Raw genomic sequence first — 20,273 nt, forward strand, 5'->3', positions numbered from 1 at the left:
AACCGCACGTGGAAACGGAGTGTGACAATTGCTCCGAGCTATCGGCTGGGAAAGGCATGCCTTTAGTCGTTTCGCCGTTCATCAGAAGTGGATCACATAAAAAATAGTAATGTGGGACGTCGAAAATTGCTGTTGCAACAAGGGTATGGCTAATGATGTTCAGGTGCTAATCTCGGCTTAGCCGAGCAAGGCGAAATCAACGACAACAATTAAAAAAGCGTGGCCCAAGCAAGAGGAGTGGCAAATGTCTGTGGCAGCCGAACTGGCGAACATGCCGGGGGTTATCGCTGCGGGGGAGTACTCGTACCGCGGTGACAGGTTTTCCTATAAAGGTCAGATGAACGACGACATGGCGCGCATGGCGGCAATCATGTGTCGTGCGACCACAATGAGCGAGCACATGCAGGTCGGCATGCTCGAACAACACTGCCCGGAGTGCGGCAGCAGCCCGCCGCAGGGATGGATCGTAAGAGGACCGGCCTATACGGTCTGCAATATCGCCAACGTTTTCTGTTTCATCGACAACCAGGGGGCCTCGCTGAATACGATCGTCGCCCTGATGCAGAAGCGTCTTGCCGGGGCATCGCACGACTTGGTGTAAGTGGTGCGGATGAACGCAAAAGAATAAATCGAGGGGAAGTGACCAAAATGACAGATTTGAATCAACTCATGACCTTGCAAGGCGCGCAGGCGGCCTTCGTGATGAACGATCGCGGCGAGCTGCAGGAGCATGTGATCGCAGAGGGATCCGCATTGAGCGAAACCGCCCTCGATCTGCTGGCCCATATGTGCGTCGCCAACAACGCGATCGCCACGATGCAGGCGCGCGGCTGGGAGACGAGTTCGGAATCGAAAGGATTTTATCCGATCAACGGCTTCACGCTGATCGGCATGGAGTGGTCGGCCATTACCGACGGCAACCTCGGTGTCGTCGTCGACAACAAGCAGGCGGACTACGAGGCGGCTTACCAGGCTCTGGCACAGCAGGGAGGTGCCTGATGATCAAACAGCTGCTTGCCGTCGATGGAGTAACGGCGGTTTGTCAGTTTCGCGACGACGGCGCCTTTGTCGAAGGCTACGGGCTGATGACCGAGAGTGAGCTGCAGGCTCTGGCGCATTTCGCTCACGACTACAAGCGCATCGTGCAGGGTAATGCCGACCAGTTGTCGATGTTCACCCAGATCAAGGGCTGGACGCCGCCCGGCGGCTGGATCGTGCGCGGCAAAGCGATGTCGGTTTGTAGCGTCGCCAATGTGGTGTGCACGGTGGAGAACGGCGACAGCAATCTGACCGAGGTGATGTCGATGCTCACCGAGGCCTCTCACTACTGATCGGGACAGCCGGATAACCGGTTCTGCGGGTGTGTCGCACGCTTTACGGTGAATGCGTGCGTACACCCGTGTATTATTTGGGCGCAAATAATCGCAACAAGTACCGGTAACCGCCCATCGTCAATCCAGTCGTAATCTCGCGTGACAACCATTGCGTGTCGCGCTCGGCCATCTCGCCGAACGCGCTCAAGGTGTTGTATCGCCTGAAATCCGCCGGCTATCAGGCCCATCTGGTCGGTGGCGGTGTGCGTGATCTGCTGCTTGGGCGCGAACCCAAGGATTTCGATGTGGCGACGGATGCCAGCCCAGAGCAGGTGCGCGAGGTGTTCCGCAACTGCCGCCTGGTCGGCCGTCGATTCCGGCTGGCGCACGTACAATTCGGCCGCGAGATCATCGAGGTGGCCACGTTCCGCGCCGGTCAGGACCAGACCGAGGATCAGCATCAGACCGACGAAGGCAGGGTGTTGCGCGACAATATTTACGGCACGATCGAAGAGGATGCGCTGCGCCGCGACTTTTCGGTCAACGCGCTGTACTACAACATCGAGGATTTCTCGATCATCGATTATGTCGGCGGGGTCGAGGATCTCAACCAGGGCGTGTTGCGCCTGTTGGGCGATCCGGAGACGCGCTACCGCGAAGACCCGGTGCGGATGCTGCGGGCCATCCGGTTCGCCGCCAAGCTGGGTTTCCGTATCGCCGAAGACACCGAATCGCCGATTGCAGAGCTCTCATCGCTGCTTGCCGACGTGCCGCCGGCGCGTCTGTTCGAGGAAACGCTCAAGCTGTTCCTGGCCGGCACCGCGGCCGGCACCTTCGAGAAGCTGCGCCAGTATGGCCTGTTCGGCCAGCTGTTCCCGGATACCGAGCACAGCCTGGAGCGGCTCGATCACGAATTCCCGTTGACCCTGGTACTCAAGGGCCTGGAAAACACCGACAACCGGATTCGCGAAGACAAGCCGGTTACGCCGGCATTTCTGTTCGCCGTGTTGTTGTGGGAGCCGGTACGGCAGCGCGCCGAAGCCTTGCAGTCGGATGACGTCCCGATGTTTCAGGCGATCCAGCGGGCCGGGGGCGAGATCGTTTCGCGGCAGGTCGCGCGGGTTGCGATTCCGCGGCGCTTCAGCACGCCGATGCAGGAGATCTGGACACTGCAGACGCGCTTCAACCAGACCCGCGGCAAACGTCCGACCCGCCTGCTGGCCCATCCCCGATTCCGCGCTGCCTACGATTTTCTGCTGCTACGGGCATCCGCCGGCGAGGCCGATTCGGAGCTCGCGGCCTGGTGGACTGATTTTCAGCAGGGCAATGCATCGACCCCGCCGGCCAGCGAGGAAGGGGAAGGCGGCAGGCGACGACCGCGACGGGGGCGTCGTCGGCGGCGCAAACCGGCATCCGTCGCCGAGGAATGAGCGATCTCACAACGGTTGTCTACGTTGGACTCGGTAGCAACCTCGACAATCCCGCCCGGCAGGTCTGCCGTGCGTTCGAAGAACTCGATGCCTTGCCGCGCACCCGCTTGTCGGCGCATTCGGCGCTGTACGGTTCGCCGCCACTAGGCCCGGCCGATCAACCGGATTACGTGAACGCGGTCGCTCAACTGCAAACCAGCTTGGCGCCGCTCGACCTGCTCGACGGCCTGCAGTCGATCGAGGCAGCGCATGCAAGGGTCCGGCGGCAGCACTGGGGTCCGCGGACTCTCGATCTGGATATCCTGCTGTTCGGTGATCGCACGATTGAATCGGAGCGCCTGCAGGTGCCGCATGCGCACATGCACACCCGGGCGTTCGTGCTGGTGCCGTTGGCCGAGGTCGTTCAGGACCTCGACATCCCCAGCGTCGGACGACTTGTCGATGTACTGCAGGCAGTGGATACCGACGATCTGCAGCGGTTGGGTGCTTGTACCGATGGATGAAACGGCAGCCAAGGAAGCGCCCGAATTCATCGTGGTCGAGGGCCCGATCGGTGTCGGCAAGACCAGCCTGGTCAACCGCCTGGCCGAGAGCCTGGCCTGTCCCAGCCTGCTCGAGCGCGCCGAGGAAAATCCCTTTCTGGAGCGTTTCTATCGCGATGCGCAGGCAGCGGCATTTCCCACCCAGTTGCACTTTCTGTTTCAACGTAGCCGCCAGTTGGATCAGTTGAAACAACGCGACCTGTTCGATCGCCGGCTGGTGTCCGACTTCATGTTCGACAAGGACCGTCTGTTCGCCGAGCTGAACCTGCACCCCGATGAGCTGGCGCTGTACAACGAGGTCTACGGCCGCCTGGCCATGGATGCGCCGCTACCCGACCTGGTGGTCTATCTGCAGGCCCCGGTCGAGGTGCTGATGGAGCGTATCCGAAAGCGCGATCGTGCTCAGGAAAAGACGCTCACACCCGACTATCTCGAACGGTTGTCCGACGCCTACACCGAGTTCTTTTACTATTACGAGCAAGCGCCGGTGCTGATCGTCAATGCCGGCGAGATTAATCCTGTCGACAGCGAGGCCGACTACCAATCGCTGTTCGAGCAGATTTGTCAGCGACACCACGGTAAGCGCTATTTCAACCCTTCACCGCTGGCGATAAACTGACATTCATCGCCACAGAGACGGTTTCGCATCCGGAGGAGGCCAGGTGGGCAAAATCACGATAAGCACGCTCAACCGCATGAAAGCGGACGGTGAGAAGATCGCCGTCATGACCAGCTACGATGCAAGCTTCACGCAGCAGATCGAAGCCGCCGGCATGGATGTGATCCTGATCGGCGACTCGCTGGGCAACGTCATCCAGGGGCACGAAAGCACCCTGCCGGTAACGGTCGACGACATGGTGTACCACACCGCCAACGTCATGCGGGTCAGCCGGCGAACCATGGTCATTGCCGACATGCCGTTCATGAGCCACGGCACGCCGAAGCAGGCACTGGATACCGCCGGTCGCCTGATGAAAGAGGGCGGCGCGCACATGGTCAAGATCGAGGGTGGCGCGCCACAACTGGAAACGGTACATCACCTCACCGCGCGCGCGGTACCGGTATGCGGGCACCTCGGCCTGATGCCGCAGTCGATTCACCAGCTCGGCGCCTACCGGGTGCAGGGGCGTGGCGAACACGAAGGCGAACGCATTCTCAAAGATGCAGTGGCGTTGCAGGAGGCCGGTGCGCAGATGCTGGTGCTCGAGTGTGTTCCTGCCGTGCTGGCCGAAGAGATCACCCGCGCCCTCGATATCCCGGTGATCGGCATCGGTGCCGGCGTCGAAACAGACGGTCAGGTATTGGTGCTGTACGACATGCTCGGGATCACGATGCACGGCAAGCCGAGCTTCGTGCACGATTTCCTCGCCGACACCGGCAGCGTTCAAGGTGCACTTGCCGCGTATGTGAAAGCGGTGAAGGACGCTACCTTCCCCGGCAAGGAGCACAGCTTTTCGTGATAACCATCAATGCAACAAGCGAGCTGCGCGCGCAGGTCGATATCTGGCGGCGTGGCGGCAATGTCGCTTTCGTTCCGACCATGGGCAACCTGCACGCAGGGCATCTCTCGCTGGTGCGCGAGGCGCGCAAGTTGGCCGACCGGGTGGTTGTCAGCATCTTCGTCAACCCGATGCAGTTCGCCGAGGGTGAGGATTTCGACAAATACCCGCGCACGCTCGAGCGCGATAGCGAGATGCTCGAAGGCGAGGGCACCGATCTTCTTTTCGCCCCCAGCGTTGACGTGATGTATCCCAAACCGCAGGCCGAGCAGACGCGGGTCGAGGTGCCGGGTATCTCGGACGTGCTGTGCGGCGTGTGCCGGCCGGGGCACTTTGTCGGCGTGGCGACCGTGGTATGCAAGCTGTTCAACATGGTGCAACCGGATGTCGCCGTGTTCGGCAAGAAAGACTTTCAACAGCTGATGGTGATTCGGCGGATGGTCGAAGACCTGGCGATGCCGGTACGCATCGTCGGCGCCGAGACCTTGCGTGAGAGTGACGGCCTGGCGATGAGTTCGCGCAATGGCTATCTGACCTCCGACGAGCGCGCCATCGCGCCGGTGTTGTACCGGGTTTTGACCGGTATCGCGACAAAGCTCAAGGAAGGCGACACCAACCTTGCCGGGCTGCAGTCGACCGCTGCGCAGGAGTTGTTGGACAGCGGGCTCAGGCCCGATTACGTCGCCATCAGGCGCGCCCGTGATCTGGCGGAGCCGAACGATGACGATCGCGATCTGGTGATCCTGGCGGCAGCCTACCTGGGCAAGGCGCGGCTGATCGACAACCTCGAGGTGAGCCGCTAACTCAGGCTTCGATAACGTCGCACTCGGGCGTATTCAGGTCGCCTGGCCAGGCGACGTGATCAGGTAACCGGACTCCAGCGCTCGATGATCTCGTCGAGCGCACCGGCCTCCACGGGTTTCGCCAGAAAATCGTCCATGCCGTCGGCCAGCAATCGCTCGCGGCTGTCTTTCTGCACGTCGGCGGTGGTGGCGATCAATGGCGGATAATTGCGTTTGCCGTTCAATTGGCGTTTCTGCAGTTCCTCGAGCACGTCCCAGCCGGTGAGTCCGGGCATATGCAGATCGAGAAACACCATATCGTAGGTGGCGTGTTCGATCTGGCGTAGCGCCATCGAGCCCGATTCGACGCGCTCGGCGATCACATTGCGTGCCTGCAGCAGATAAACCAGCAGTTTGCCGTTGATCGGATCGTCGTCGACGACCAGTGCGCGGTTGTTGGTGGTCGATGCGCTGACGCGGCGCTTGCTCAACGGCGAGGGTAGCGTCGCCGGCTGATCGCTGATCAGCAATGGCAGGCTCACGGTAAAGCACGAGCCGTGGCCTTCCTCGCTGGTCACCGCGATCGTACCGCCCAGGGACTCGGCGATGTTGCGTGCGATGACCAGGCCCAGGCCGGTGCCGCCGAACGGGCGACGACTGGTTTGGTCGACCTGGTAGAAGGGTTCGAACAACTTCGGCAGTTCGGATTCGGCAATACCGATACCCGTGTCGATCACCTTGAAGATCAGCAGCGGTTCTTGCTCGCTCTCGCGTATCTCGACTTCGACTTCCAGGCCGCCGCGCGGTGTGAACTTGATGGCGTTGTCGACGAGAATGCCGAGCAACTGCCGCAGGCGCAGACCGTCGGTATTGATCGTTGCCGGCAGTTCGGTCGCTTCGCGGTACACCAGCTCCAGTCCCTTGCTTTCAGCCTTGGCACGAAACAGCCGCACCGTGTCGTCGAGCAGCAGCGGCAGGTCGACGCTCGATTCACGAACCGAAAACTTGCCGGCCTCGATGCGCGAGAAATCCAGTACCTCTTCGATTACGCCCAGCAGGTTGCGGGCGGAAAGGTCGATCAGTTCGAGGTGTTCGCGTTGGTCGCGGCTCAGGTCGCCATTAGCGAGCACCTGGGTGAACCCGAGGATGCCGTTCAAAGGCGTTCGGATCTCGTGACTCATCGTGGCGAGGAAGGTGCTCTTGGCGCGGCTGGCGGCGTCGGCCTTTTCCTTCTCGGCTGCGAGGCGTTTTTCGAACGCCTTTTCTTCGGTGATATCGATCAATCCGACTACCAGCAGTTCGCGTCCGTCGAGGGTCAGCGCGGTCGCCGTTGCCTTCACCGGCAGATCGCGACCGGTGAGGTGGAGCTCGGTTTCGAATGCCAGTCGTGTGCCCGGCTCGACCAGCAGCAGTTGCTCGAACGAGTGTCGGTCGAGCAGATCGCTGATGCGCGAATAGCTGAGCGGGACCGCATCGAACAGATGCGTCGCGGCACCGTTGGTGTCGATGATGGTGCCGTGCGGACGACTGATCAGCAGCAGAGGGATGGGCGAGGTGTTGAAGATGGCCGCGGCACGCACATCGCTTTCATCCGAGTGGGTCTGAAACAGGCTCAAGGCCCACCAGCCGAGACTCATCAAGGCGAGCAGGCCGGCGGTCCAGATCAGGAAGCTCGCCCGCATATCGTCGCGCATCGCCTGGTAGAACACCGGGCTGCTCTTGATGCGCAATATCGCCATCAGATCACCCGAGTTCGGATCGAACAGCGGGATCTCGTTGGCGAAACAATCGGTACAGGAGTCGTCGCCCATGGCGAACGAAGCGCTCACCCAGGGTGGTGCGAACTCTATGCTGATTGCCGAGAAGAAGGGTCTCTCGGTGTTGGCGTCGGTCAGGATCAACATCTCGCTGACCGCGTCGCGAATCATCTGGATCTTGGGTTGATGGGAGCGACTGCCGATCAGCGGCTGCAGGCTGCGCGCCTCGGCGTGCGCCAGCGCGCGGGCCGTTGTCTGTGCCTCGCTGCGCAGACGCGGTTCGAGCACCAACAGCCAGTCGAGCGCGCCCAACGTCGCCAGGGTGAGCATCAGCACCAGGAAGACGGTCGCCACTGGGCTGCGTGGCCGGTGTTTATTCCGCAGCACCGGATCCATAGTGCCTGGCAACTCTCAGGAAAAAAGGTTTCAGTGAAATGCCGCTGCGGCGAAGCGTGCCCAGGTTGATCTCCGGTAAAATCCTGTCGGAAACAGCAATACCGCCGAGAATGCCACGTTCGACGTCGCCAGCGAAGGGCGAAAAGCTGATGATCTGCATAGAATCAGCAAATCGGGTGAGTTCGGCGATCTCGACCTCGCTGAGGTGTTGCGCGATGAACAGTGCGGTGATCGGTCGGTTGCGGTGTACGGCCGCCAGCGTGCCTGCCTTCGCCAAGCTGAGCGTGGTGTCGGGCATCGATCTGCGCAGACGATCTTCCAGCAGATCGACGATCTGCTCGATTTCGCGATTCATCTCGACGAACACCACGACCGCGTGATCGGGGCGCTGCTCGGACTGCATGCGCGCCGCAAGGAACGCCGGAAACAGGTTGATGCCGACCCGCAACCGGGGGCCGATTACCGAGTTGGCCTGCAGTGAACCGAAACACACCAACAGCAGCAACGCCCAGATCCATCGTCTGCGTATAGGCTTGTGCGGCGCTGCGTGCTTCGAATCGGACAAGGTGGTAAATCCTGCGGCGTTCAATCTTGTCCGTCAGATCCCGGGCTGATAGATCAGGCCCAGCCAAAAGGTGCGCCCCTGCGTGGGAAAGTCATCGGCATAGGTAAATGCACGAGCGGGATAGGTGCGATCGACATCACCGACGTTGCGAATGCCCGAACGCACGATGAGATCCGGCGCGGCCTGCCAATCGGCGCTGACGTCGACGGTAATCGAATCGTCGATCGGATCGCGCGGGTCGTACCATGCGCGAACCCGTTCGCCGACATAATTCGCCTGCAGGTGAAAGCTCAGATCATGCGTGGGCGTGAAGCGGACCCCCGCGTTGGCCAGCCAGCGGGTGGAATCCATGATGTCTTCGTCGACCGATTCATCGCGTGGTCGCGTGTAGCTGATGTTGCCGTCGATCGACACGAAGCGATTCAGACGGCGCTCGGCTTCGATCTCCACCCCGCTGCTGTGGGCGCCGTCGAGGTTGAGATAGCCTGCGCCGGTGGGCGTGAAGTTGAACACGATCAGGTCGCGAATGTCGTGGTGAAACAGGGTGACGGCGACGCGGTTGCCCTGCTGGCCGTAGATTGCGGCGATCTCGAAATTGTCGGATTCGACCGGCTCGAGGTCTTCCAGGCTGCCGCCGATCTCGTACAGGGTCGGCGGACGGAAGGCGTGCGCGAATTGCGCTTTGAGCGTCAGGTCGCGGCTCGCCCGATAGACTGCGGCCAAGCGCGGTGTGAATGCGCTACCGACATCGTCGTAGTCGTCGAAGCGTGCGCCGTAGGTCAGTGACAGGCGGTCATCGATGCGCCATTCGTCCTGTGCGAGCAGGTGGTAATTCCAGCGGTCGTCGTCTTTCTCGACCACCGGGAAGAACGCATTCTTTTGCACGGTGGGCAGGAAGCTCGCCGGGTCGAGATTGATGAGCAGTCGCGATTTTGCGACGTCGGTATAGGCCACGCCGCCGCTCAACAAGAGCCCGTGATCGCCGTAACGGCGGCGCAGATCGAACTCGGCATAGGTATGGTCTTCCACCAGGTCGACGTCGGCCACGATATCGTCACCGGGCGGGCCGCCGAAGAGCTCGGGCGGGCCGACATAACGTCTGTCGACATCGCGATTGATGCGTGTCCAGCCGAAACGCACGTCCAACTCGCCCAGCTCGCTGCTTCGCAGATGGCGCTCGCCTTGCAGGTTGAAGTAATCATTGGTCGAAATGATCTTCTGGCTGTCGGGCGGCAGGTATTCGTTGATACCGAAGAAGTCGCCGGCGCCCAATTGCAGCCACTGCGCCTTGAAGCTGTAGTCGTCGCTGTCTGCGTTGAACAGTATGGAACGGTAGTGTTTCTTGGAGTTGGCCGGCCCTGGGGCATTGGAAAAAGCGCCGAAGCCGAACTGATACAGCGCATCACTCTGCGCATCGAGGTCGCCACCCTGGTGTGCGGCGGCTGCTGCGTTCAGCGCGAAATCCCAGTCGCGGTCTTCCGACTGCCAACTGTAGACGCCGCCTCCCGACCAAGTCGCATCTTCGTCGATCTCTCCGCTCAGGCGTTTGCCTTGGTTACGGGTAATGATGTTGACGATACCCATCAAGGCGAACTCGCCATGCACGGCCGAACCCGGCCCGCGAACGATCTCTATCCGTTCGACCTGGCTGATGGGTACCTCCAGGAATGCCGCATTGCCGCGCAATACCGGCGAGCTGAGGCTAACTCCATTGAGCATGACTTTTACCGTGCTCGACGCGAAGGCGGGGGTCATGCCGCGAACCAGGATTTGGCTGGCGCCGTGGCCATTCGAGGTGATGTTGAGTCCCGGCACCAAGGTCAGCGCCTCGGCGACCGTGCGCATCCCACGCCGTTCCAGGTCGCGGCCGTCGAGCAGGGAAACCAGGCCGGGGACGAAATCCTTGTTCAGGCCGGTCTTGGTAGCGATCTCTGTCTGTTGCTCGAGCATCTGCATCAGTGCGTCGAGTTCGGCATCGTTGTTGTTTTGCGGTTCGGCTGCCTGGCCGGAGGTGAAGAATACACAGGCGAGTACCAGGCACACCAACGCACGGATCACGGCCATCTATCCTCCTTATCCGTGGGCGTCTGCCGGCTCGGTTCCGACATGGTCGACGATCGATTGCTGATGCCGGGATTATACCGCCAGGTGTCCGGGCCTTGGGCGAACCCAAGGCCTTGGCTGACGCATATCGAACAACTAACCCGTGTTGCGCATACCGCCGGCGATCGCGTTGATCGAACGTAGCAGGGGGTCGAGGCTTGCCTCGCGGTCCACTTCGCGGGTGGACGGATCGCGGTAGCGACGCAGCAGTTCGAGCTGGATGTGGTTGAGGGGATCGAGATACGGATCGCGTCGTTTCAATGACGTCTTGAGCAAGGGGTTCTCGTCGAGCAGCTCATCGATCTCGGCGACCTTGCGTACCCACTTGACCGCGCGCCAGTACTCCTCTTCGATCATCTCGAAAACCTGCTTGCTTGCCGCCGTGTCGCTGCACAGGTCGGCATATTCGCGCGCGATGTCCATGCGCGATTTACTCAGTGCCATCTGCGTATTGCTGAGCAGGGCGCGGAAGAAGGGCCATTCCTGGTACATCTTGCGTAGCGACTTCAGGCGTTTTTTCTCATTGCTGCAGCAAGCCTCCAACGCCGTGCCCAGGCCGTACCATGCGGGCAGCGTCTGCCGTGCTTGCGCCCAGCCGAAAACCCAGGCGATGGCGCGCACCGAAGACTTGGAACGATCGCCTTTGGCCCGGTGCGAGGGGCGTGAGCCGATATTCAGCATGCCGATCTCGGATACCGGGGTGGCCTCGTAGAAGTAGTCGAGGAACCCCGGGGTCTGCTCGGTGAGTTGGCGATACGCCTGCTCGCCCTTATGCACCAGGATGTCCATGTTGTTGTGAAACACCGGGTTGTCGGGCTCGACCTTGCGGATCAGGCCGGTGCTCGCGCTGACCACACCGGTCAGGCCCATGGTCAGCTCGTAGATCGCGGTCTCGCGGTTGCTGTACTTGTTCGACAGCACCTCACCTTGTTCGGTGAACTTGATCTGGCCGAGCAGCGTGCCGGCCGGCTGCGAGCGGATCGCCTCGTGGGTTGGGCCGCCGCCGCGGCCGATGGTACCGCCGCGGCCGTGAAACAGCCGGATGCGCACTCCGCGCTCTTCGCCCAATGCGATCACACGTTGTTGCGCGCGATACAGCATCCAGGCGGACGCAACGATACCGCCGTCTTTCGCCGAATCCGAATAGCCGAGCATGACCTCTTGCAGCCGGCTGTGCTTGCTCAGCAGGCGGCGGTAAACCGGATGGTCGAGCAGTTCGGATACGACCGGTTCGATACGCGACAGGTCGTTGATCGTCTCGAACAGCGGTGAAACGCCGATGCGGCATTGGAAGATCTCGCCCTGCTGGCCGACCAGCCCGGCGAGGCTGCCGAGGAACATCACATGCATCACATCGGATGCGTGATGCGCCATCGATATCACGTAGCGACCGATAACCCGCTCGCTGATGGCGTCCTGCATCTCGCCGATAACGTCGAACACCCGCAGCACTTCCTGTGTCATTTCATCGAGCACGCTGCGATCGGTGATCACCGGCGGGTTCTCGATCAGTTCGCCGAGCAATTGCAGGCGTTGGCTCTCGTCGAGTTGTTGGTAGTCGTTGTTGATGCCGAGTTTGGCCAGAACATCGGCGACCGCCTCGGTATGTACCGTCGATTCCTGCCTGACATCCAGGCGGGCGAGGTAGAAACCGAAGGTGCGCACCAGGCGAATGAGATCGAGCAGTTCGGCATTCGCTGCGTTGCTGTCGCCGTGGCTGATCAGCGAGTCGCGAATCAATTCAAGGTCGCGCAGCAGGTCGATCTCATTCGCATAACCGGGATCGGGAATGAAGTCGGTATGCGGATCCAACCAGGCGCGCGCTCGCGTCTCGGTCTTGCGCAGGCGCAGCGAGATCACATACAGCTTTTGCCGGTAGGGCTCTTGAGAGAAACGTGCCGGCCATTCCTGGTCGTAGCTCGCGCGGTAGCTCTCATCTTCCGTCAGGCTTGCCATGAAGGCGGGCGAGGGCGTGCAGAATTCCAGCGATTGGGTAAGGATGCCGATCAGCTTGTCGACGCGTTCGATATAGGTGCGCAGGATCGTAACGTGCTGGGTCAGGATCGCTTCGCGCGTCGTCGATGCCGTAACGTTCGGGTTGCCGTCGCGGTCGCCACCGATCCAGCTGCCGAAACGGATCATGGCCGGTACATCGATGCCGTGATAGTCGGGGTGATCCTGGTAGGCGCGTCTGATCGCGCCTTCGAGACGCTGATAGACGACGGGAATCGCATCGAACAAGGCTTCACGGAAGTGATGCATGCCCATGCGGATCTCGTGGCGCACATCCGGCCGCGACGGCCGTACCTCGTTGGTTTTCCACAGGGTCTGGATGTGCGTGCGCAGGTTGCGGGTGTGATGCTCTTTGTAGTCGATCGAGGTCGGCGGGGCGTCGAGCGCCTCGTTGCTTTCGAAGATCCGGCGCATCTGCAGCATGATCGAGCGGCGCTTGGATTCGGTCGGGTGTGCCGTGAAGACCGGCATGTAGCGGATCTCTTCGAACAGGTCCTGCAGCTCGTCCGGGCTCACGCCCATGTTGCGCAGGTCGCGCAGACAGGCATCGAACGACCCTTTCCACAGCACGCCGCCCTTGGCGGCGATTCGCCGGCGCTGGCGGTGCTGAAAGCTTTCCTCGGCGGTGTTGGCCAATTGAAAATAGATACTGAACGCGCGGATCACGGGGCGCAGCGCGTCCGGTGACAGCGTGCTGATGAACTTTTTCAGTCGCGCGAGTCGCACCGGGTCCGGCTCGTCGCGCATCTGGATGAAGCCCTTGCGCAGGCGTTCGACCGAGCGCAATACGTCGCCGCCGGCCTGGCTGGCGATGACGTCGCCCAACAGACGCCCGAGGAGTTTGACGCGTCCACGCAAGGACTTGTCATGTTTTACACAGGCATCGATAAACAGATCGCTCACTGGACGTTACTCGCTGGTTGGTACTGCATCGTCGGCAGCGACGACCATGTCACTGTCGTGTCTTCCGTCACTGGTATACTTTCGCAAATTTGCGGCAAGTTTGCCGCAGGAAAATTCTGAAACACCCGCCACGCCTGAATACCTCGTATATGCCGCTGATAAGTCAAACGCCTGCCTGGAAGTCACTGGAAACACACTGGAAAGAAATCGGTCGCCTGAGAATGCGCGATCTGTTCGAGGCAGACCCCGAACGCTGCGAACGCTTCAGCCTCGAACAATGCGGTATCTACCTCGATTATTCCAAGAACCTGATCACCGAAGAGACCGTGCGCCGTCTGATGGCCTTGGCTGAGACCGCCGATCTGTCGTTCTGGGGCAACAGCCTGTTGCGTGGCGACAAGGTCAACAATACCGAAGGGCGCGCCGTGTTGCACATGGCCTTGCGCAACCTGGGTTACCGTGACTACCAGGTCGACGGCGTCGACGTGATGCCCGGCATTCGCTCGGTCTTGGCACGCATGCGGGCATTCTCGGAAGATGTCCGCGAGCGCCGTTGGCTGGGTTACACCGGGCAGGCGATCACCGATATCGTCAGCATCGGCATCGGCGGTTCGAGCCTCGGCCCCAAGATGGTGTGCGAGGCGCTCAAGCCTTACCAGAACCCGTGGTTGCGCGTGCATTTCGTGTCCAACCTGGACGGTGCGCAGCTCGCGCAGACGCTGACCAACCTGAACCCGGCGACCACCTTGTTCGTCGTCGCGTCCAAGACCTTCACCACGCAGGACACGCTCGCCAACGCCTGTTCGGCGCGTGAATGGTGCCTCGCCAGCCTGCATAACGAGGCCGCCATCGCGCGGCACTTCGTTGCCGTATCCACCAATCGCGATGCGGTCGTCGAGTTCGGTATCGATCCGCACAATATGTTCGAGTTCTGGGAGTGGGTCGGCGGGCGCTATTCGCTATGGTCGGCAATCGGCCTGCCGATCGCGCTGGCGGTGGGCATGGAGCGTTTCGAGGAACTGCTGGCCGGCGCGCACGACATGGACGAGCACTTCGTCGAAGCCCCGCCCGAGCAGAACATGCCGATCATCCTCGCTTTGCTGGGTATCTGGTACAACAACTTCGGCGGTGCCGACACCCAGGCGATCATTCCCTACGATCACTATCTCGAGCACTTCGCGACCTATCTGCAGCAGGTCGACATGGAGAGCAACGGCAAGCGGGTGACGCGCGACGGCGAGGCGGTCGACTACCAGACCGGGGCGGTTATCTGGGGTCAGCCCGGCACCGATGCGCAGCACAGTTTCTTCCAGTTGATTCACCAGGGCACGCGCCTGATCCCGACCGATTTCATCCTGCCGATGCGCAGCCACAAGCCGCTCGATGGACACCACGACAAGCTGGTCGCCAACTGCCTGGCGCAGGCCCAGGCGTTGATGCGTGGGCGCACCGAGCACGAGGCACGGGCCGAACTGGTAGCCGCCAATATGCCGTCGGAAATGGTCGAAAAGCTGGTGCCGCACCGTGTGTTTCCCGGCAATCGACCGAGCAACATGCTGGTGGTCGAGCAGGTCACGCCGCGCGTGTTGGGCGCCCTGATCGCACTGTACGAACACAAGGTGTTTGTGCAGGGCGTGGTGTGGGGTGTCGACTCGTTCGACCAGTGGGGTGTCGAACTCGGCAAGCAGTTGGCTGGACACATCCTCGCCGACTTCAGCCAGATCGCCTGTTCACCGGGTGTGGATTCGTCGACGGCCAGCCTGGTGCGGCGTTATCACCTGGCGATGAACGACTGAACGCCGCCGCAGGCGGAAACGAAAAAGGCCTGGAACAATGAATGTTCCAGGCCTTTTTAATGTGTGGCTCCCCCGGTTGGATTCGAACCAACGACCAACGGATTAACAGTCCGCTGCGCTACCGCTGCGCCACAGGGGAATAACAGCGAGCGCGAAGTTTACTTGCCGCCGCGGGTGGGGTCAACACCGCACCCGCGGCCTGTCCAAGTCGTCGTGCCATGCGGCATTCAAAGCGGGTTGCAGATGATCGGACGGTTGCTCGGGCCGGTGTCGTCGACGCGCGCCCGTCCACTGCCGTACAGGATGACGGCGCGTTTCGAACCCGGACCGGCGCAGATGTTGAACGTGGCGTTGGTGCTCCATGCGGCACCGTCGCGGCGGAATCGAATCGCCGGCCGGCCGCTGGTGGTGGCTACCTGCGTGGCGGGATACTGCAGCGTCTCGTGGCGCAAAAGTTCCTCGTGGCTGCCGCGCTGTTTATTGCTGTCGTTGTCGACGAAGATCAGGTAACCCTGCGACCAGCCGCGGAAGTCGCCGGAACAGGTGCTACCGTCGTCGCTGGGGCAGAGCGAGACATGCCGCTGCCGTGAAACGGCCTCGTTGCGGGCGTAGCGCAGGCTGGTCAGAAACTGGTTGGCGGTGGTGGATACCGCAGAGCGTTCGGCGAATGCCGCCCAACTGGGGATGGTAATCGCCAGCGCAACGCTGATTACAGCTATCGTTGCAGTGAGTTCAACGAGGGTGAGGCCGCGTGCATGCGGCGGTAGGTTTTTCTCGACATCCATGTCGTAAAGCCTCCGTGCTTGTTATGCGACGCCCCGATCCGTGGGGCGTACGTTGAATTTTCGTGTTTCGAAAAGAACGACCGTTCAGGCAACCACCTTCGCGATACGGTCGAGTGCATTGTCGAGGTTTTCCATGCTGGTCGCAATCGAGATGCGCACGTGGCCGGATAACCCGAATGCGGTGCCTGGAACCAGCGCAACGCCGGCATTGACGATCAGGTGCTCGGCCAGTTGCAGGTCGTCGTGCACCTCGTCGATGGCATCGATCAGGCCCTTGACCGAGGGAAACACGTAGAAGGTGCCATCGGTCGGCAGGCACTCGATGCCCGGCATCGCGTTGAGGCGCTCGACGACATGGTCGTGACGTTTCTTGAACTGCACCAGCATCTCGCCGATGCATTCCTGCGGGCCGTTCAGCGCGGCTTCGGCGGCGTACTGCGAGATCGACGTCGGGTTCGACGTGCTCTGCGACTGGATCTTCTTCATCGCCTTGATGATGTCCGCTGGGCCGGCGGCATAGCCGATGCGCCAGCCGGTCATCGAATAAGCCTTGGACACGCCGTTCAGCACCAGCGTGCGATTGGCCAGGTCCGGACACACGTTCAGGATGTTGACGAACGGCTCATCCTGGTTCCAGCGGATGTGCTCGTACATATCATCGGTGGCAATGGCGACCTTCGGGTAGTCGCGCAGTACCTCGCCCAGCGCCGCCAGCTCTTCGCCGGTGTAGGCCATGCCGGTCGGGTTCGACGGGCTGTTGATGACGAACAGGCGCGTCTTGTCGGTCAGCGCGCCGCGCAGTTGGGCAGGGGTGATCTTGAAGTGCTGGTCGGCGCCGGCATGCACCAACACCGGCACGCCGCCGGCCAGGATCGACATGTCCGGATACGAGACCCAGAAGGGTGCCGGAATGATCACTTCGTCGCCCGGGTCGAGGATCGCCTGGGCCAGGTTGTAGAAACTCTGCTTGCCGCCGCACGAAACCAGGATCTGCTCCGGCGTGTAGTCGAAACTGTTGTCGCGTCGGAACTTTTCGATGATCGCCTGTTTCAAACCCGGCGTGCCGTCGACCGGTGTGTATTTGGTCTTGCCGGCGGCAAGCGCCTGGCGAGCGGCCTCTTTGATGTGCTCGGGCGTGTCGAAATCCGGTTCACCGGCCCCCAGGCCGATAACGTCTTTACCCTCGGCGCGTAGCGCTGCGGCGCGTGCCGTGATGGCCAGGGTGGGTGAGGGCTTGACGGCCTGTACTCGGCTGGAAAGCTTGATGCTCATGGCGTTCGAATGGGTCTCTCGGGCTTGAACTCGTCGCGGACGGATTGGTTGGTATCATAACGGATTGGTTCAGGGCCGATCACCACCTTTATGGCAAAAAAAATCTTCGATCTGCAGTCGCGCTTTGCCCCGGCGGGTGATCAGCCGGCTGCGATTCGGCAATTGACCGAGGGTCTGCGCGATGGCGAGGCCGGCATGACCCTGCTCGGCGTGACCGGCTCGGGCAAGACCTTCACGATCGCCAACGTGATCGACGAGGTGCAGCGCCCGACCATGATCCTGGCGCCGAACAAGACGCTGGCGGCCCAGCTGTACGGCGAATTCCGCGATTTCTTCCCCAACAACTCGGTCGAGTACTTCGTCTCCTATTACGATTACTACCAGCCCGAGGCCTATGTGCCGTCGTCCGACACCTTCATTGAAAAGGACGCCTCGGTGAACGAGCACGTCGAGCAGATGCGCCTGTCGGCGACCAAGGCGCTGCTGGAGCGGCGCGACGTTATCGTTGTCGCCACGGTGTCGTCGATCTACGGCCTGGGCGATCCGCGCCAGTACCTGCGCATGATGCTGCACCTGTCGCGCGGTGAGCGCATTGATCAGCGCGCCATCCTGCGGCGCCTGGCCGAGCTGCAGTACAAGCGTAACGACATGGAACTGGCGCGCGGCACCTACCGGGTGCGTGGCGAGTTGATCGACATCCACCCGGCCGAATCGGACGACGAGGCGGTGCGTGTCGAGCTGTTCGATGACGAGGTCGAGACGCTGTCCATTTTCGACCCATTGACCGGCGAGGTGTTGCGCAAAGTGCCGCGCTACACCGTCTACCCCAAGACCCACTACGTCACGCCACGCGACACCATCCTCGAGGCGGTCGACGGGATCAAGGTCGAACTCAAGGAGCGCCTCGAACAGCTGTACGGCGTGCAGAAACTGGTCGAACACCAGCGCCTGCAGCAGCGCACCCAGTTCGACCTCGAGATGATGGTTGAACTCGGCTATTGCTCGGGGATCGAGAACTATTCTCGCTACTTGTCTGGTCGTGCGCCGGGCGAGGGGCCGCCGACCCTGTTCGACTACCTGCCCGAAGACTCGCTGCTGGTAATCGACGAGTCGCACGTGACGGTGCCGCAGCTCGGTGCCATGTACCGCGGCGACCGGTCACGTAAAGAGACGCTGGTGGAATACGGTTTCCGCCTGCCGTCGGCGCTGGACAACCGGCCGCTGCGCTTCGAGGAGTTCGAGGCGCGCGCCCCGCAGACCATCTATGTATCGGCGACGCCGCGCGATTACGAGCGCGAGCACTCGGGCGTAATTGTCGAACAGGTGGTGCGGCCGACCGGCCTGGTCGATCCCGAGGTCGAGGTGCGGCCAGCCTCGACCCAGGTCGACGACCTGCTGTCCGAGATCAATGCGCGCACCGAGATGGGCGACCGGGTGCTGGTCACGACGCTGACCAAGCGCATGGCCGAGGACCTGACCGACTACCTGATCGAGCACGGCGTGCGTGTGCGCTATCTGCACTCGGATATCGATACGGTGGAGCGGGTGGAGATCATCCGCGACCTGCGCTTGGGTGAGTTCGATGTGCTGGTCGGCATCAACCTGCTGCGCGAAGGCCTGGACATGCCCGAGGTGTCGCTGGTCGCCATTCTCGATGCCGACAAGGAGGGCTTTCTGCGTTCCGAGGGTTCGTTGATCCAGACCATCGGCCGTGCGGCACGTAATGCCCGCGGCAAGGCGATCCTCTACGGTGACCGGATCACCGGCTCGATGCAGCGCGCGATCGACGAAACCGAACGTCGCCGCACCAAGCAGATGGATTTCAACAAGGAACACAACATCACGCCGAGGACGGTCGAGAAGAACATCGCCGACATCATGGAGGCCGCCTACCCGGGTGCGCCGCCGGCGCCGAGGCGTTTCGCCAAGGTGGCCGAAGAGACCTCGGAGTACGCGTCGCTGACCCCGGCGCAGATGATGAAGAAGATCAAGGAACTCGAAAAGACGATGCACAAGCACGCCAAGAATCTCGAGTTCGAAGAGGCCGCCAGGATTCGCGACCAGTTGAAGTCGCTGCAAGGCAAGGGCCTGGTCGCCTAGCGGCGATCGGTCAGCGGCGATCTTTGCGGCCGGCATTGCCGGGTTCGACAATCCGGCCATTCTCCACGGTCATGCGGTTGAGCAGGTCGATGAACGACTGCTGGTAGCGCCGCAGATATTTTTCGCGATGATAGGCAACCCAGGTCGTTTCCCACGGCAACAGGTGCTTCAGTTCACGCATCGACAGGTCCTTGTCGATGGTCGGTGAATACGCCGTCTGCGCGATCAGCCCCACGCCCAGTCCTTCGCGCACATAGGTCTTGATCACATCGGTATCCACCGCGCTCAACACGATGTTGGGGCGCAGGCCGCTGCGTGCAAACGTCGACTTCAGGTGCGTCGAGCCGTTGAGACCGAAGGTGTAGGTGATCAAGGGGTATTTGCAGATGCACTCCAGACCGAGTGGCTTGCAACGCAGCACTGCGTGTCGCTTGGGTGCAATCAGCACGCGGTTCCAGCGGTAGATCGGCAATGCGGTCAGGGTGGGGTGCTCGCCGAGTTCCTCGGTGCAGATTGAGAAGTCGACCTTGTCGGCCAATGCCATCTCGACCAGCTGCTGCGGCGTGCCCTGATGGATCTGCAGCGAAACATCGGGAAACACCTTGCGGAACTCCTGGATGACACGCGGCAGTACGTAGCGCGCCTGGGTGTGCGTGGTGCCGATGCGCAGAATGCCTTTGTCTTCATCGACATGGTCGCGACCGACCGCGAGGATGTTTTCGCGCAGCGCCAACGACTGGCGGGCATAGTTCAATACTTTCTCGCCGCTGGCAGTCAGGCTTACCAGGCGCTTGCCCTTGCGGGTGAAGATCTCGGTTCCCAGCTCGCCTTCAAGACGTGCCAGTTGCTGTGAAACCGCCGACTGCACGATGTGCAGGCGCTCTGCTGCCTCGGTCACGTTGAAGTTTGCCTCGACGACCGCGACCAGTGAGGCAAGTTGCCTCAGTTCCATATCGCCAAAAGTGATAGAGCATCAAAATTCATAACTTCAAAAGATAAACCCCTTGCCGCAGTCTT

The 20,273-nt window shown here is 61.4% G+C and carries 18 protein-coding genes and 1 tRNA gene; 11 read left to right on the plus strand and 8 right to left on the minus strand.

Features of this window, described 5'->3' with window-relative positions:
• Window positions 1–244 precede the first annotated feature (244 nt).
• The 8 genes from B1781_RS08890 (at window position 245) to panC (ending at window position 5,587) form a co-directional block, all read left to right on the plus strand.
• On the plus strand, window positions 245–601 hold the full coding sequence (locus B1781_RS08890; protein ID WP_078119320.1) for a DUF2173 family protein: 357 nt from the start codon (window positions 245–247) through the stop codon (window positions 599–601).
• Between the two features lie 47 nt (window positions 602–648).
• Window positions 649–999, plus strand: a complete 351-nt coding sequence (locus tag B1781_RS08895) for a DUF2173 family protein (protein WP_334223928.1) — start codon at window positions 649–651, stop codon at window positions 997–999.
• Window positions 999–1,331: a DUF2173 family protein gene (locus tag B1781_RS08900; RefSeq protein WP_078119321.1), complete on the plus strand. Its 333-nt coding sequence runs from the start codon at window positions 999–1,001 to the stop codon at window positions 1,329–1,331. The genes B1781_RS08895 and B1781_RS08900 overlap by 1 nt, the downstream gene beginning before the upstream one ends.
• Before the next feature lie 155 nt (window positions 1,332–1,486).
• The gene (pcnB, locus tag B1781_RS08905; protein WP_408646359.1) at window positions 1,487–2,743 is read left to right on the plus strand and encodes a polynucleotide adenylyltransferase PcnB; all 1,257 of its coding nucleotides are present in this window, start codon (window positions 1,487–1,489) and stop codon (window positions 2,741–2,743) included.
• On the plus strand, window positions 2,740–3,246 hold the full coding sequence (gene folK / locus B1781_RS08910) for a 2-amino-4-hydroxy-6-hydroxymethyldihydropteridine diphosphokinase (RefSeq protein WP_078119323.1): 507 nt from the start codon (window positions 2,740–2,742) through the stop codon (window positions 3,244–3,246). Before pcnB ends, folK begins: the two co-directional genes overlap by 4 nt.
• Window positions 3,239–3,904 carry a deoxynucleoside kinase gene (locus B1781_RS08915; protein ID WP_078119324.1) on the plus strand — a complete coding sequence of 222 codons (666 nt, stop codon included), beginning with the start codon at window positions 3,239–3,241 and terminating at the stop codon, window positions 3,902–3,904. The genes folK and B1781_RS08915 overlap by 8 nt, the downstream gene beginning before the upstream one ends.
• Window positions 3,905–3,947: 43 nt before the next feature.
• Entirely contained in the window at window positions 3,948–4,745 is a 798-nt protein-coding gene (panB, locus tag B1781_RS23410; protein WP_334223929.1) for a 3-methyl-2-oxobutanoate hydroxymethyltransferase, read from the plus strand.
• Window positions 4,742–5,587, plus strand: a complete 846-nt coding sequence (gene panC, locus B1781_RS08925) for a pantoate--beta-alanine ligase (protein ID WP_334223930.1) — start codon at window positions 4,742–4,744, stop codon at window positions 5,585–5,587. The genes panB and panC overlap by 4 nt, the downstream gene beginning before the upstream one ends.
• A 59-nt stretch (window positions 5,588–5,646) precedes the next feature.
• Here the strand turns inward: panC and B1781_RS08930 are convergent, their stop codons facing one another.
• The gene (locus B1781_RS08930; RefSeq protein WP_164513318.1) at window positions 5,647–7,677 is read right to left on the minus strand and encodes an ATP-binding protein; all 2,031 of its coding nucleotides are present in this window, start codon (window positions 7,675–7,677) and stop codon (window positions 5,647–5,649) included.
• Between the two features lie 19 nt (window positions 7,678–7,696).
• Window positions 7,697–8,122, minus strand: a complete 426-nt coding sequence (locus tag B1781_RS08935) for a hypothetical protein (RefSeq protein ID WP_125931979.1) — start codon at window positions 8,120–8,122, stop codon at window positions 7,697–7,699.
• A gap of 31 nt (window positions 8,123–8,153) precedes the next feature.
• Between B1781_RS08935 and B1781_RS22900 the strand changes: the two genes are divergently transcribed.
• Entirely contained in the window at window positions 8,154–8,333 is a 180-nt protein-coding gene (locus tag B1781_RS22900; RefSeq protein ID WP_125931980.1) for a hypothetical protein, read from the plus strand.
• Here B1781_RS22900 and B1781_RS08940 read toward each other — a convergent pair.
• Together B1781_RS08940 and ppc are read right to left on the minus strand one after the other, a co-directional pair.
• The gene (locus B1781_RS08940; RefSeq protein ID WP_078119329.1) at window positions 8,318–10,348 is read right to left on the minus strand and encodes a TonB-dependent receptor plug domain-containing protein; all 2,031 of its coding nucleotides are present in this window, start codon (window positions 10,346–10,348) and stop codon (window positions 8,318–8,320) included. The two genes, B1781_RS22900 and B1781_RS08940, sit on opposite strands and share 16 nt — an antisense overlap.
• Before the next feature lie 135 nt (window positions 10,349–10,483).
• On the minus strand, window positions 10,484–13,303 hold the full coding sequence (gene ppc, locus B1781_RS08945) for a phosphoenolpyruvate carboxylase (RefSeq protein ID WP_078119330.1): 2,820 nt from the start codon (window positions 13,301–13,303) through the stop codon (window positions 10,484–10,486).
• A 149-nt stretch (window positions 13,304–13,452) separates the two neighbouring features.
• Between ppc and pgi the strand changes: the two genes are divergently transcribed.
• Complete coding sequence (gene pgi, locus B1781_RS08950) at window positions 13,453–15,099, plus strand: glucose-6-phosphate isomerase (RefSeq protein ID WP_078119331.1); 1,647 nt, start codon at window positions 13,453–13,455, stop codon at window positions 15,097–15,099.
• Between the two features lie 64 nt (window positions 15,100–15,163).
• On the opposite strand, the gene B1781_RS08955 is transcribed toward pgi, so the two are convergent.
• The 3 genes from B1781_RS08955 to B1781_RS08965 form a co-directional block, all read right to left on the minus strand.
• A tRNA-Asn gene (locus B1781_RS08955) sits at window positions 15,164–15,238 on the minus strand.
• 88 nt (window positions 15,239–15,326) lie between these two features.
• Window positions 15,327–15,884, minus strand: a complete 558-nt coding sequence (locus B1781_RS08960; RefSeq protein ID WP_078119332.1) for a GspH/FimT family pseudopilin — start codon at window positions 15,882–15,884, stop codon at window positions 15,327–15,329.
• Window positions 15,885–15,968: 84 nt separating this feature from the next.
• A complete protein-coding gene (locus B1781_RS08965) occupies window positions 15,969–17,156 on the minus strand; it encodes a pyridoxal phosphate-dependent aminotransferase (protein WP_078119333.1) in 1,188 nt (395 codons plus the stop codon).
• Window positions 17,157–17,246: 90 nt separating this feature from the next.
• Between B1781_RS08965 and uvrB the strand changes: the two genes are divergently transcribed.
• Entirely contained in the window at window positions 17,247–19,256 is a 2,010-nt protein-coding gene (gene uvrB, locus B1781_RS08970) for an excinuclease ABC subunit UvrB (protein ID WP_078119334.1), read from the plus strand.
• Window positions 19,257–19,266: 10 nt separating this feature from the next.
• Here uvrB and B1781_RS08975 read toward each other — a convergent pair whose 3' ends face one another.
• Complete coding sequence (locus tag B1781_RS08975) at window positions 19,267–20,208, minus strand: LysR substrate-binding domain-containing protein (protein WP_078119335.1); 942 nt, start codon at window positions 20,206–20,208, stop codon at window positions 19,267–19,269.
• Window positions 20,209–20,273: the final 65 nt, after the last annotated feature.

The organism is Thiosocius teredinicola (assembly GCF_002009425.1).
Classification (GTDB): Bacteria; Pseudomonadota; Gammaproteobacteria; order Chromatiales; family Chromatiaceae; genus Thiosocius; species Thiosocius teredinicola.